This is a genomic window from Streptomyces sp. NPDC028722 (genome assembly GCF_040637655.1).
Classification (GTDB): domain Bacteria; phylum Actinomycetota; class Actinomycetes; order Streptomycetales; family Streptomycetaceae; genus Streptomyces.
In genome coordinates this window covers 464080-477028 of the sequence record NZ_JBEZWU010000001.1, presented here as the reverse complement: position 1 = coordinate 477028, position 12949 = coordinate 464080, and the positions used below count along the sequence as shown (strand labels likewise).

Here is a 12949-nt window from a genome sequence, read left to right as displayed (position 1 = left end):
TGTCCATCTGCCCCTTCCCCAGAATGAGCCGCGTATGCCCCGCAAGATGTCGTCGTCAGGCCGCCGTCGCGCCCCCCGTCGCCGCGGTGCACCCCGCCCCACCCGGCCCCAGCTGCTGACCGCCCTGGCGGCGCTCCTCGTCGTGGCGTCGCTGGTGGCCGGTTTCCTGGTGCTGTCCCGCTCGGACAGCACCACGCCGACCGCCTCCGCGGACCGGAAGCCGGCCGCCCCGAAGGCCACGCCGAGCCCGAGGTGGGACGGCAGGACCAGGATCCTCGGCGACGGCTCGACCTCGTACACGGGCCCGCAGAAGGGGCAGTTGAAGCCGGTGCCGCTCAAGCCGGGGGAGAAGCCGCCGCAGTTCGTGGTGTTCTCCTGGGACGGCGCGCTGGAGGGCAGCGACCACCTGTTCTCGCACTACCGGGAGCTGGCCGAGCAGTACGACGCCCACATGACGTTCTTCCTCACCGGCATCTACCTGCTGCCCAAGAGCAAGAAGTCGCTCTACCACGGCCCCATGCACTCGCCCGGCGACGCCGCGATCGACTACGCCACCGACGACCACATCCGCACCACGCTGGAGCAGCTGGGCGAGGCGTACAAGGACGGCGACGAGATCGGCACGCACTTCAACGGTCACTTCTGCGAGGCCAAGGGCGGCGGTGACTGGAGCGTGCGGGAGTGGAAGAGCGAGATCGACCAGTTCTTCTCGTTCGTGGAGCACTGGAAGACCAACACCGGCTTCAGGGACGTACCCGCGCTGCCGTTCGACTTCAAACAGGAGGTCACCGGCGGCCGGGCGCCCTGTCTGGAGGGCCAGAAGAACCTGCTGAAGGCCATCAAGAGCTACGGCTGGCGCTACGACGCCAGTTCGCCGGGCGACTTCCAGATATGGCCGTCGAAGAAGAACGGCGTCTGGGACTTCCCGCTCCAGATGCTGCCGTACGAGAACGGCAAGTACCAGGGCCTGTCCATGGACTTCAACTTCCTCTACAACCAGTCCGCCGGCGAGACCAAGGGCGACCCGGCCAAGTACCCCGACTGGGAGCAGCAGACCGTCGACTCCTACATGGCCGGCTTCAACCGCGTGTACTACGGCAGCCGGGCGCCGCTGTTCATCGGCAACCACTTCGAGGACTGGAACGGCGGCATCTACATGCGGTCCATCGACCAGGTGGTCAAGAACGTCTGCACCAAGAAGGGCGTGAAGTGCGTGTCCTTCAAGGAGCTGTCCGACTGGCTCGACGTACAGAAGCCGCAGACCCTGGCCGCCCTGCGCAGCCTCGACCCCGCCCAGTCGCCGGACTGGTCCGCGGTCGTCAAGTGACCGGTGTGTGACGCCGGTTCCACTTGTGCAACCCCCTTCACAACCGCCGCACACGCCGTGCGAAGATGCCCCTCTCCCGGTAGGTGTACCGGCGTAGAGGGGAAACATCATTGAAATCAAGAAGACTGAGCCGTAAGCGGAGCCGCACGGCCATAGTCACCGCGGCCGCCGCCTCGGTGGTCGCCGGTGTGGCCCTGGTGCCCAACTGGAGCGCGGGTGCGGCGGTGACCGACGATCCGACCGTGGACGCGGCCACCAAGGCGACCTTCCAGCGGCTGGCCGACGCGGTCTTCACCGACCGCACGCAGGCGCTCGTAGAGGGTGCCGGCAAGGCCGGTACCCGGCACACGTCCGGCTTCTCGGGGTCGGTGCGCCTGTCCGGCGGGCAGACCCGTGAGCAGACGTCCGCACTGGGCGAGCTGCGTGACCGCCGCAGCCGGCTGGCCCGGCTGGGCGAGACGTACGGCGGGGGGAACACCAAGGTCACGCTGGACGCGACCCGGGTCACGGGCCGGCACGCGAAGGTCGACGTCACCGAGAACACGACGCTGTCCTACGACAAGGCCACCACCAAGGGCCCGAAGTCCACCGGCTTCCAGGCGCACCACGAGCTGACCTTCACGGCCGACCGGCACGGGAACTGGCAGCTGACCGGCATCCGTGACACGGACGACGGCTATCTCGCGGTGAACCAGGTCGCCAAGCCGGCCGTCGCCAAGGTGAAGACCGCCGGTGAGGACGACGGTCCGCCCAGCGCGGTCCGCTCGGCCACCACCTGGCCCGCGCCGGCCAACGCGAAGAACTTCTCCGCGTCCGGCTACGACTACCGGGCCATGGCGGCGTACGCGGCCAAGTACTGGAACACGTACAACCCGGCCTACCCGGACTTCAACGGGCAGGGGGCGGGCGGCGACTGCACGAACTTCGTCAGCCAGTCCCTGAAGGCGGGCGGCTGGAAGCACGTCCCCGGCTACACGAACGACTTCCACAAGTGGTTCGGCAACTCCGACATCCAGTCGGACTCCTTCGTCGGGGTCAACGAGTTCTCCTGGTTCGCGCTGTCGTCCAAGCGGGTCACCAGCCTGGCCAACGTCTATCAGCTGGACGTCGGTGACGTGCTCCAGATGGACTTCAACCGGGACGGGTCGAAGGACCACTCCATGATCGTCACGTACCGGGACCGCCGGGGCGTGCCGTACGTGAGCTATCACTCGACCAACACCTACAACAGGTCGGTGGCCAGCCTCGTCGCCTCGTACCCGAGCGCGGCGTTCTACGCCTACCGCACCTGACCCCGCTGCTGGTCCCGCCGCTGGTCCCGCCGCTCCGGCCCGTCCCGCTGTTCCTGCGGGGAGGGGGCGGGGTGGCGGGCCCGCCAGTACGGGTTGTCGTACGGCAGGGCGTGTCCGACCCGGCCGTACATGCCGAAGGTCATCAGCAGCAGGCCCACGATGAAGCTGAAGAACACGTTCTGGATCTTGAAGGCCAGGAAGTTGCTGTCGGTGTCCAGCAGGCCGAGGAACAGGAAGCCGTTCAGCAGGAACAGCACGCCGAGGACCATGTTCAGGGTCGAGGCGACGTTTCCGCCGATCACCATGCCGACCAGCAGGATCGCGCCGATGCAGATCGACAGCACACTGAGCGACCCGTTGGTGTTCAGCCCGACGACCGTGTTGCCACCGGTGTTGAAGTAGCCGATGTGGTCGATCAGGCCGAGGATGCCGAAGACGGTCAGGAAGGCGCCGATCAGGCCCGCACCGATCCGGTAGACCCGGTTGAGGCGGTGATCGACGGGCAGGTGGTCGTCCAGCCGCATCCGCGGGCGCTCGTCGGCTTTCCTCGTGTGCACAGCGTGTGCGGCCATGTCCGGCTCCCTCGGGTGCTAGCGGAGGCCATCCGTCCACTTCAATATCCGCCCGCCCCGCCCCCCTCGGCAACACGGCGCGGCAGCTCAGTGACCGGTGCCGCGCTCCTCGCGGATCCGCGACACCACCCGGGCCGCCGCCTGCCGCACCGCGTCCGTCTCGGTCAGGAAGTGCCAGTAGTCCGGGTGCCGCCCCTCCAGGGTGCCGATCGCCCGCTCCAGCCGGGCCACCGCGTCGTCCAGCGGCCGGGCGTCCCGCGGATCGGGGGTCGTACGGCCCGTCATGGCAAGCCGCTGGGCGTCCCGGAGGGCGAACCGGGTCCGCTCGATCTCCTGATGCGGATCCTTCTGCACCGCGTTCAGCCTGGTCAGCCGGTCCCCGGCGGCCGAGACCGCGTCGTCCGTGGTGTTCAGCAGGGCCCGTACGGTCGACAGCAGCGAGGTGGCGTCCGGCCATCGCTGGGCGTCCCGCGCCGCCTGCGCCTCGCGGAGCTTCAGCTCGGCCTGCCGTACGTTCTCCGCGGCCTGGTCGGGCACGTGCTGGAGATCCTGCCAGCAGGCGGCGGCGAACCGCCGCCGCAGCTCGCTCAGCACCGGCTCCACCTGCCCGGCACGCGTGGTCAGCGCCTGCGCCCTGGTGCGCAGACTGACCAGCCGGTGGTCGATCTCGGCTGCCTTCTCCGGCAGCCGTTCCGCCTCCGCCCGGATCGCCCCGGCCTCCCGCTGCACCCGCTCGGCGCGCTCCAGCGTGGGCGCCACACCGTGGTGCCCGGCACCCTGGTTCAGCCGGGTCAGCTCCGGCGACAGGGCCGCCAGCCGCGCGGCCAGCTCGTCCGCGCGCAGCCCCCGCTGCCGTACGGCGTCCAGGGCGTTGCTCGCGGCCAGCAGTGACTGCCTGGCCCGCTCCACGGCCGGTGCCAGCCGGGCCAGCGCGGTCTCCGCGCTCCCCAGCAGCGGCCCCAGCGAGGCACCGAACCGCTCCAGGTCCTGGCGGACCCGCACCAGCTCGTCCCGGGCCGCGGTCAGCTCGGCCCGCGCCCGGGCGGCCGCGGCGGCCTCCAGGCCGTCGTGGTCCAGGTCGTGGGCGTCGACGGCCTGGATGTACTGTCCGCTGGCCTCGTCGATCCGGCGCCCGAGCGCCTCGAAGTCGGACACGGCCCGCCGGGCGGCGGGGGAGTCGTCCACCGCCGTGATGGTCTCCACCGAGATCCGCAGATCCCGCTGAGCGGTGTCGAGTTCGTAGAACGCCGCCGCCGCGGCGTCCTTGGCGGCCTGCGCGTCGGCCCGCTGGCTCTCCGCCCGCCCGCCGAACCAGCGGCGGGTGCCGCCGCCGGCGAACGCGGCGGGCAGCACGAGCGCGGCCAGCACGGGCAGGCCCATCAGGGTGAGGGTGTCCCGCAGGGCGCCCCGCCGCGGGGCGGACCCGCGCCGGGCCCGTGCGGGAGGCGGCGGCGGGTACGGCCGCGTCGCTGGCGTGCCCGGTGTCGCCGTCACATCCCTCTCCCGTGCTGTGGTCCGCGCTGGGTGGTGTCATTCTCCCACCCGTCGAAGACGAACACACGGGCCGGTCAGTTCGCCGTACGCACCGTGACTTCGCCGTCCTGTGCGTGCGCCGACACCCGGTGCGGGCTGCTGTCGTCGCGGGGCACGGACACGGACACCGTCCCGTCGTCGGCGCCGGCCGACACCCGGTAGGCGCCCTCGGGCACGGTGACCGTCACCGAGCCGTCGTCGCTGTGGACGTCCACGAGGTCGGGCGCGCCGGACAGCCGTACGTCCACCGGGCCGTCCTCCGTGGCGGCCCTCACCCGGCGCGAGGAGACCTCCGCGCGCACCGAGCCGTCGTCGGCCCGCAGGTCCAGCGGCCCGCTGGAGCCGGTGACGTGCACGGCGCCGTCGCTGACGCGGACGCTGAGCGGGTCCCGGAACCCGGAGGCCCGCACGGCCCCGTCCTCGTTCACGACGTGCACCCCGACCCCGCGGGGCACCTCGATCCGGTGCCGGGCCGAGCAGTCGGTGACGATCCCGGAGCAGTGCACGCGCAGGACGAGCCGGTCGCCGGACATGGACCACCGCACCGTGGGGCCGCTGCCGCCCACCACGGACCCGTCGAACCAGCGGGTCACGGCGACGGTCCCGGCCCGCTGTCCGTCCGTGGCCTCGATCTCCAGGGCGGAGTCGTCGGAGTCGATCGTGAGGGTGCGGCCGTGCAGGGCGAAGGACCGGTGGTCCGGATGCTCGTCGTCGGCGGCGGAGGCGCCGCAGGCGCTGACCCCCGCGAGGAGCGCGCCGGTGAGGACGGCCGCACCGGCGGTACGGACAAAGACGGAACGGGCCATCGGATCTTCCCCCCTGGGCCGGCCCGCCGGACCGGGGGCCGGAGTACGTCGGTCTCCGGCGACTCTAGGCGGCGGGCGCCCGCCTGACGCTCCGGCGGACACCCGGACCCGGGGTGGGGACAACCCCCCTGTCGCGCCGCCCTCGCCCCGGGTGGCGGGACGAACGGTTTGCGGCGCAGCCCGCCGGGCAATGTAGGCTGTCGGCCTGTCCCGGGTGCGTAGCTCAGGGGTAGAGCGCCTGCCTTACAAGCAGGATGTCGGCGGTTCGAAACCGTCCGCGCCCACCGGCCGGCCCCCCGGAGAAGTCTCCGGGGGGCCGTCGTGCTTCAGCGGCGCCCCGCCCGCTACCTCCCGCCCTCCGCCGTCTCCCCGTGGACGTGCTTCAGCCGGGTGCGCGCCTCGACGCGGTCGGCCGCCGCGACCTCGGTCCAGAACCGGTGGGTGCTGACGAAGACCGCGAGTTCGTGTTCGCGGCGCCGCAGCTTCTCCACCTCGGCCTGCTCGTCGTCGGTCCAGCCGGGGGACGCGGGCCGCTCCGCCTTGCGCCAGCCGTTGTCGTCGCTGAAGCCGTCCATCGGCTCGACCGACCAGGGAAGCCGCCTGAGCAGGGCCGACAGCTCGGCCCTGACCTGATGCAGCTCCTCCTGGCCGGCGAGGAGGTCACTGGGGAAGTCATAGGTCGTAGCCACGCGGTAATGCTACGCCTGTTCGAATTTGCGGGGCGAGTCCACGCGGTGAAAGCGGACGCTGTTCATCCGAACGGGTGACCGAGCTCAGTGCCCGGCGGCGCGCAGCTCCCGCACCAGCCGCGCCGTCACCGGCACCGGTACGCCGTGCCGGCCGGCCGCGCGGAGCAGGGCCCCGCCGACGGCGTCCAGTTCGAGCGGCCGGCCGGCCTCGGCGTCGCGCTGCATGGACGACCGGGCGGCCGGCGGGAAGGCGTCGTACCGGGCCATGGCCCCGGCCGGATCGGCCGGCCCGCCACAGGCCCGGCTGACCGCGGCGGTCTCGGCGACCAGCGCCTCCAGCTCCTCCCGGTGATGGCCGCGGATCTCGCCGAGCGGGCGGCCGTACCGGGTGGTGAGCAGGGCGAACGGGGCGAGGAAGGTCATCTTGGCCCACAGGGCCGCCGTCTCGTCCCCGGTCACGCGGACGGTCGTACCGGCGGCACGCAGATGTGCGGCGAGGGCGTCGAGACGGGCGCGGGGTACGGCGCCCCCGGCCAGGTCCAGCTCCGTGAAAGAGCTGCCGTGTTCGATCATGCCCGGGGCGAGCCGGGTGGACTCCACGCGGATCACGGCCGGGGCGACCCGGTCGGGGCGGTAGCGGGCGCGGAGGACCGCCGGGTGCTCGACGCCGTTCAGCAGCGGTACGACGAGCGCGTCACCGAGGGCGGCGGGCGGGACACGGGTGAGGGCCGCGTCGAGCGCGGTGTGCTTGACGGCGATCAGACAGGCGTCCACCGGTCCGCGCAGCTCGGTGTCCGCCTCGACGGGGGCGGTGAACTCGCCGAACTGCGGGCTGCGGACCGTGATGCCGGTACGGCGCAGGGCGCCGGCCGTGTCGTCGCGGGCCACGCAGACGACGCGGTGGCCGGCGCGGGACAGGAGGGCGGCGAGGAGGCCGCCGGTGCCGCCGGGGCCGAGTACGGCCACGGTGAACGGGTGCGTCATGGAGTTGTCCTTCCGATGGTCGGCCCCGGGTCGGTGGCCGCCTTCGCGGTGATCATCGCAGGGGCGGCCGGGGCGCGCCAGACTGAGGGCATGTGCCGGAGCATCAAGACGCTGCGTCCGCCCGCGCTGCCGGGCGAGGCCACCGATGAGGACATGCGCCGCCGCGTTGCAGTACGTGCGGAAGGTGTCCGGGTTCCGGGCCCCCGCCGCACACAACCGCGAGGTGTTCGACCGGGCGGTGGACGCCGTGGCCCGGGCCACGGCGGAGCTGCTCGACGGGCTGGAGGTCCGGGGCGCGGGCGCCGCGCGGGCGGAACCGGACCGGGCGGCTCGGGGGTAGCCGGCCGGCCCCGGGCCCGGCGGAACGGCGGACCGGACGAGGGCGGTCCGGTCGAGGGTGCGCCGTCCCGCGGTTTCGTCATGCCCCGAGAGCGGTGCACGGGGAACCCCCCGGGGTTGGATGTTGAACTTGCAAGTATTGATTAGGTTGCCCTAACCTGACTTCTCGTTCGGTTCCGCCGCCCCACGGCCGGCCACGTCCCCGGCCGGTCCGACCGACACCGAAGAGGAGAAGTCCCCCCATGTCCGCACGCCTCAACTCCGCTCAGCCCTACGTCCTCGGGCTCTTCCGCATAGTCATCGGCCTGCTCTTCGCCGTGCACGGCGCCGCGTCCCTGTTCGGCGTCCTCGGCGGCGCCGCGGGAACCGGCGGCACGCTCGACGCCGGCACCTGGCCCGGCTGGTACGCGGCCGTGATCCAGCTGGTCGCCGGCGGCCTGGTGCTGTTGGGCCTCGGCACCCGCGGGGCCGCCCTGATCGCCTCCGGCTCGATGGCGTACGCCTACTTCGACGTCCACCAGCAGGCCGCCCTGTGGCCCATCCAGAACGGCGGCGAGCCGTCGGTGCTGTTCTGCTGGGCGTTCCTCCTGCTGGTCTTCACCGGTTCCGGCGCCTTCGGCCTCGACCGGCTCCTCGCCCGGCGCACGGCGGCGGCCGCCGAGCCCGCCGCCGAACAGGCCCCGCTGGCGGTCTGACCCCGCCATCCGACAGACCCCGCCGGCGGCCTGATCCGCCGATCCGACCCTGCGGAAACCCCGCGAAACCTCCCGCCACACCCCCGGCGTACGCTGTATGGCTGTCAACGGGGGAGTGTCGGGAGTCGTGGTGTTCGAAAGCGTGGGGTCGCTGGCGGCCGGTCCATGGATCTATGCCGTGGTGGCCCTGTCGGTGCTGTTCGACGTGTTCCTGCCGGTCCTGCCGAGCGGGGTGCTCGTCATCACGGCCGGCACGGCGGCGGCAGCGGGGTCGGGCGCCGCGGCGGGCGGGGTCCCGCACGAGGTGCCGGACATCCTGGCCCTGATCGTCTCCGCGGCCACCGCCTCGGTCCTCGGTGACCTGGTGGCCTACCGGCTGGCGTGGCGGGGCGGTGCCCGCCTGGACCGCGCGATAGCCCGCTCCCGGCGACTGACCACCGCGCAGGAACGTCTCGGCGACGCCCTCGCCCGGGGCGGCGGCGCGCTGGTCGTCCTCGCCCGCTTCGCCCCCGCCGGCCGCTCGGTCGTCTCCTTCTGCGCGGGCGCCGCCCACCGCCGCGCCCGCGACTTCCTGCCCTGGTCGGCGCTGGCCGGCCTGTCCTGGGCCGCGTACAGCGTCGCCCTGGGTTACTACGGCGCCCAGTGGCTGGGTGCGACCTGGCTGGCCACGGGCGTCTCCGTGGCCGCGCTGGCCGGGGCGGGCGCGGCGGCGGGCTTCCTGATGCGCCGCCGGCCGGCCGCCTGACGCGGCGCGCGGCGCCCGCGGGAACGCGGGCACCGCACGGCGGGCCCCGGCGGACCCGCGGTCACCGGCTGCGCGGGGTTCAGCAGCCGGCCAGGTAGTTGGTCAGCGCGCTCTTCTCGGCGGTGTCGACCGAGAGGTCGTAGTAGTACTTCACCTGGACCCAGGCGCGGACGTAGGTGCAGACGTACGCGGAGCGGGACGGCACCCAGGTGGCCGGGTCCTGGTCGCCCTTGGCCTGGTTGACGTTGTCGGTGACGGCGATCAGCTGCGGCCGGGTCAGGTCGTTGGCGAAGCCCTGCCGCTGGGCGGTGGTCCACTTGCTCGCCCCGGAGTCCCAGGCCTCGGCCAGCGGGACGAGGTGGTCGATGTCCAGGTCCGAGGCGGCGGTCCAGGTGGCGCCGTCGTACGGGGAGTACCAGCTGCCGCTGGTGGCGGCGCAGGCGGAGTCGGTGACGACGTTCGTGCCGTCCCGCTTGAGGACCGTCTCGCGGGTGTTGCAGGCGCCGCTGATGGTGATCCAGTGCGGGAAGAGGTCGCGGCTGTAGCCGGTGCGGTTCTCGGTGGCCACGGTGAGCTGGGCGAGGTAGCCGCGGGCGGTCGCGGCGCTGACCGGCGTGGGGAGGGCGGCCGAGGCGCTCGGGGAGTTGACCAGGGCGACGGAGGCTATCAGGCCGGTGAGGGTCGCGAGTATGCTCAGCCGTCGACGCGCGTAGAGTTTGGGCATGGGGTAACTCCCTTGTGGGGTGCGGGCGTTGGGGTGCGGGCGAGGGAATGCTCGCGGGCCCGTGTTGCCGGGGGGTGAGCGCTCGGTAAGAAGCTAATGACGTGTGCATGACACGACAAGGTTCACGGCGGAACCTTCACATCCCGTACGATGGGTGGCGCAGAAGGGGAGTAGCTCTTCGCCGGACCGTCGACATACTGCTCAGCGAGCCTGAGCCGGCGCCCGGAGGCGGACCACCGATTCTCATCGAGGTCCGCCAGCGAGACCTTCGGCAAGCAGTGCACGCCCGCGCCTCCCGGCGCGGGCGCCGTGTGCGCTGCCGTGCCGAGGTGTCAGCGCAAGACGTACCGCACTCTCGGTGGGCAGCCCGACCGATTGAGGGACCTTGATCAGCATCACCGTGACGGCGCTCGTCTTCGGCGTCATCTTCCTCGCCGAACTGCCCGACAAGACCGCGCTCGCCGGCCTCGTCCTCGGCACCCGCTACCGCGCCTCGTACGTCTTCGCGGGCGTCGCCGCCGCCTTCCTGCTGCACGTCGTGCTCGCCGTCGCGGCCGGCAGCGTGCTGACCCTGCTGCCCCAGCGGATCGTGCACGCCGTCACCGGCGTCCTCTTCCTCGGCGGGGCCGCGGTGCTGCTGCTGAAGAAGGGCGAGGACGAGGAGGAGATCAGGAAGCCCGCCGACCAGTCCTTCTGGAAGGTCGCCGGCACCGGCTTCATGCTCATCCTGGTCGCCGAGTTCGGCGATCTCACCCAGATCATGACCGCCAACCTCGCCGCCCGCTACGACGACCCGCTCTCCGTCGGTCTCGGTGCCGTGCTGGGCCTGTGGGCCGTCGCCGGACTCGGCATCGTCGGCGGAAAGGCCCTGATGAAGCGCGTACCGCTGCGGCTGATCACGCAGATAGCGGCGGTGCTGATGCTGGCGCTCGGCGTGTGGAGCCTGTACGAGGCGGTGGCCGGCTGAGCTGAACGGCGGATGAACGTCCGCCGGGGGTGGTGGCGCGGTGCCCGTCGCGTTTTGTACCGTGGAGGAACAAAGTGGCTCCCGCCCGTTTTCCCTGACCGGCGGGCGGGGCCGCCTTGTCCCTCCCGCCGTCCCCCCGACACGGGACCTTTTTCGTTCCTGGAGCTGTTGATGCCGGCCACCGCCCCGCCCACCGTCCTCACCGCGCGGGCCCTCCTGCTCGACATGGACGGCACCCTCGTCGACTCCGACGCCGTCGTCGAACGCATCTGGCGGCGCTGGGCCGAGCGGCACGGGCTGGACGGCGACGAGGTGATGAAGGTCGTGCACGGCCGGCAGGGACACGCCTCCATGGCCGTCCTGCTCCCCGACCGGCCCAGGAAGCAGAACCTCGCCGACAACGCCCGCATGCTCGCCGAGGAGACCGCCGACACCGACGGCGTCATCGAGGTGCCCGGCGCGAGCGCCTTCCTCACCGCCCTGCGCGGGATCCCGCACGCCCTGGTGACCTCCGCCGACGTCGCTCTCTCCACCGCCCGCATGAACGCCGCCGGGCTGCCGCTGCCCGCCGTCCGCGTCACCGCCGAGTCCGTGAGCGCGAGCAAGCCCGACCCCGAGGGATTCCTCAAGGGCGCCGCCGAACTGGGCGTCGACCCCGCGGACTGCGTCGTCTTCGAGGACTCCGGCGCGGGTATCGCGGCGGGGCGCGCCGCGGGGATGCGGGTGGTGGGGGTGGGGGCGCGTGCCGCGGTCCACGGGCCCGACGCCGTCGTCCGCGACCTTACGCAGGTGGCGGTGGAGGTTTCCGGTGACTCCGGCGATTCCGGCGACACCGGCACGGTGCGGCTGCGCCTGGGCTGAGCGGGTCGGGGTGGTTCGGTGGTTGGTCGGGTGCGGGTTCGTGGGGGCTGGTCGCGCCGTTCCCCGCGCCCCCGGGGTGGGGGTGCGTGCCCGGTGTGGGTGGGGTGAGGGCGTTGTCGGGGATGGTTCGGTCGGTGATCCGGGTGCGGGTTCGTGGGGGGCTGGTCGCGCCGTTCCCCGCGCCCCTGGGGCCGGGTGGGTCGCCGGTGTGGAGCCGGTGCGCTTCTTGGACTAGGGCTGTGAGGTTTCCGATTCCAGGCTTGCCCGGGTTGCCGGGCCGTACTCGCCCAGGGTGTCGCCCGTGATGCCCCGGGCCAGCTGGTAGTTGCGTACGGCGTCCTCCACCGGGCGGGTGAAGACGCCGTCGACCTGGCCGCCGTAGAGGTTCAGTCGGCGCAGTCGTTGCTGGAGGTCCGTGACCTGCGGGCCGGTGTCGCCCCGCCGCAGCACCGGTGCCGCGGCGAGCGTGGTGTGCGGGGTGCCGGAGACCGTCCCGGACGGGGTGGGCGAGGCGGAGCCGGACGCGCTGCCCGACGGCGTCGGGGTCGGGGACGGGGACGCCGAGCCCTGGGACGGGCTCGGGTCGGCCGATGCCGACGGGGACCGGGGCGGGGGCGGGGCCGGTGAGCGGGGCGCGGCCGGGGGTGCCGACGCCGGAGTGGGGCCCGGTGCGACGGCGTCCGGGACGCTCTGCCTGACCTCCGGGGCCGTGTGGTCCCGCGAGGGCTCATGGTAGGAGGACAGCGCGAAACCGGCCGCCGCGACGAGCGCGATCCCCGCACCCCCGGCCGCCAGCAGCACGGTACGGCGGAAGCGGCGCGGAGGCCGGGGGCGCGGGCCGGTCCCGGCCGCCGGGTGGTGGGGCAGTGTGGACGTGCCGCTCTCCGCGTCCGGGTGGTCCGGCTGATCGGATACGGCGGTCCGCGCTTCCGGGTCCGGCAGCGCGGGTGTGCCGGGCGCCGCCGTCAAGTGCGGTGCTCCGGCCGCGTCCGGCGGCCCGACCGGGGTCTCCGGCGGCCCCGCGGGTGCCTCCGGCGGCCGGACCGGGGTCCCCGCCGGCCCACCCGCTGGCCCACCCGGCGGCTCCGCCGCCGCGTCCGGCGTCTTCGCGGGCACGCCGGGTGTCTCCCCCGGCGCGTCCCGCATGCCGACGTACGGGCGTATCCGCAGGGGGTCGAAGTCCTCCGCCGCTGCCGCCTCCGCGGTGCGGGCCTCGCGCAGGGCCTCCGCGGCGCGCTCGGTGCAGTCGCAGGACGGTGTGTGGTCCGGTGCCCGCGGCGTCCCGCACTCCGGGCACCTGGTGTCCTCTGTCCCCGTCTTCCCCGTCACCCGTCCGGTCCTCCCCTCGGGAACTTCAGAGAGTATGCGGGTCCTCTCCTCGTCCGCAGGACTCAAGAGGCCATAAGTGGTGACAC

General features: G+C 73.0%; 13 protein-coding genes, 1 tRNA gene and 1 pseudogene. 8 read left to right on the top strand and 7 right to left on the bottom strand.

The window, feature by feature from the left end:
* The first annotated feature begins 34 nt into the window (after positions 1-34).
* Together AB0F03_RS02150 and AB0F03_RS02145 are read left to right on the top strand one after the other, a co-directional pair.
* The gene (locus AB0F03_RS02150) at positions 35-1327 is read left to right on the top strand and encodes a hypothetical protein (protein WP_361985505.1); all 1293 of its coding nucleotides are present in this window, start codon (positions 35-37) and stop codon (positions 1325-1327) included.
* A gap of 188 nt (positions 1328-1515) precedes the next feature.
* Positions 1516-2619, top strand: a complete 1104-nt coding sequence (locus AB0F03_RS02145) for an amidase domain-containing protein (protein ID WP_361985828.1) — start codon at positions 1516-1518, stop codon at positions 2617-2619.
* Here AB0F03_RS02145 and AB0F03_RS02140 read toward each other — a convergent pair.
* The 3 genes from AB0F03_RS02140 to AB0F03_RS02130 form a co-directional block, all read right to left on the bottom strand.
* Positions 2607-3191, bottom strand: a complete 585-nt coding sequence (locus AB0F03_RS02140; protein ID WP_361985501.1) for a DUF4383 domain-containing protein — start codon at positions 3189-3191, stop codon at positions 2607-2609. The genes AB0F03_RS02145 and AB0F03_RS02140 overlap by 13 nt on opposite strands.
* Before the next feature lie 87 nt (positions 3192-3278).
* A complete protein-coding gene (locus AB0F03_RS02135) occupies positions 3279-4571 on the bottom strand; it encodes a hypothetical protein (protein ID WP_361985498.1) in 1293 nt (430 codons plus the stop codon).
* A 188-nt stretch (positions 4572-4759) separates the two neighbouring features.
* Positions 4760-5530: a DUF4097 family beta strand repeat-containing protein gene (locus AB0F03_RS02130; RefSeq protein ID WP_361985495.1), complete on the bottom strand. Its 771-nt coding sequence runs from the start codon at positions 5528-5530 to the stop codon at positions 4760-4762.
* Between the two features lie 212 nt (positions 5531-5742).
* Here AB0F03_RS02130 and AB0F03_RS02125 point away from each other — a divergent pair.
* Positions 5743-5814 (top strand) — tRNA-Val (locus AB0F03_RS02125).
* A 60-nt stretch (positions 5815-5874) separates the two neighbouring features.
* Here AB0F03_RS02125 and AB0F03_RS02120 read toward each other — a convergent pair.
* Positions 5875-6219 carry a hypothetical protein gene (locus tag AB0F03_RS02120; RefSeq protein WP_361985492.1) on the bottom strand — a complete coding sequence of 115 codons (345 nt, stop codon included), beginning with the start codon at positions 6217-6219 and terminating at the stop codon, positions 5875-5877.
* A gap of 84 nt (positions 6220-6303) precedes the next feature.
* Positions 6304-7203 (bottom strand): 2-dehydropantoate 2-reductase, encoded by a 900-nt coding sequence (locus tag AB0F03_RS02115; RefSeq protein ID WP_361985489.1) that lies wholly within the window; start codon positions 7201-7203, stop codon positions 6304-6306.
* Between the two features lie 90 nt (positions 7204-7293).
* Between AB0F03_RS02115 and AB0F03_RS02110 the strand changes: the two are divergent.
* From AB0F03_RS02110 to AB0F03_RS02100, 3 genes and pseudogenes are all read left to right on the top strand, one after another.
* Positions 7294-7543 (top strand): annotated as a pseudogene (locus AB0F03_RS02110) (DUF2277 domain-containing protein).
* 241 nt (positions 7544-7784) lie between these two features.
* Positions 7785-8237 (top strand): DoxX family protein, encoded by a 453-nt coding sequence (locus tag AB0F03_RS02105; protein ID WP_361985486.1) that lies wholly within the window; start codon positions 7785-7787, stop codon positions 8235-8237.
* A gap of 130 nt (positions 8238-8367) precedes the next feature.
* Complete coding sequence (locus AB0F03_RS02100; protein WP_361985825.1) at positions 8368-8982, top strand: VTT domain-containing protein; 615 nt, start codon at positions 8368-8370, stop codon at positions 8980-8982.
* A gap of 79 nt (positions 8983-9061) precedes the next feature.
* Here the strand turns inward: AB0F03_RS02100 and AB0F03_RS02095 are convergent, their stop codons facing one another.
* The gene (locus AB0F03_RS02095) at positions 9062-9706 is read right to left on the bottom strand and encodes an HNH endonuclease family protein (RefSeq protein WP_361985483.1); all 645 of its coding nucleotides are present in this window, start codon (positions 9704-9706) and stop codon (positions 9062-9064) included.
* A gap of 385 nt (positions 9707-10091) precedes the next feature.
* Here AB0F03_RS02095 and AB0F03_RS02090 point away from each other — a divergent pair, with 385 nt between their 5' ends.
* Together AB0F03_RS02090 and AB0F03_RS02085 are read left to right on the top strand one after the other, a co-directional pair.
* On the top strand, positions 10092-10673 hold the full coding sequence (locus AB0F03_RS02090; protein WP_361985480.1) for a TMEM165/GDT1 family protein: 582 nt from the start codon (positions 10092-10094) through the stop codon (positions 10671-10673).
* A 171-nt stretch (positions 10674-10844) separates the two neighbouring features.
* A complete protein-coding gene (locus tag AB0F03_RS02085; RefSeq protein ID WP_361985477.1) occupies positions 10845-11534 on the top strand; it encodes an HAD-IA family hydrolase in 690 nt (229 codons plus the stop codon).
* 231 nt (positions 11535-11765) lie between these two features.
* On the opposite strand, the gene AB0F03_RS02080 is transcribed toward AB0F03_RS02085, so the two are convergent.
* A complete protein-coding gene (locus tag AB0F03_RS02080; RefSeq protein WP_361985474.1) occupies positions 11766-12863 on the bottom strand; it encodes a peptidoglycan-binding domain-containing protein in 1098 nt (365 codons plus the stop codon).
* Positions 12864-12949 lie beyond the last annotated feature (86 nt).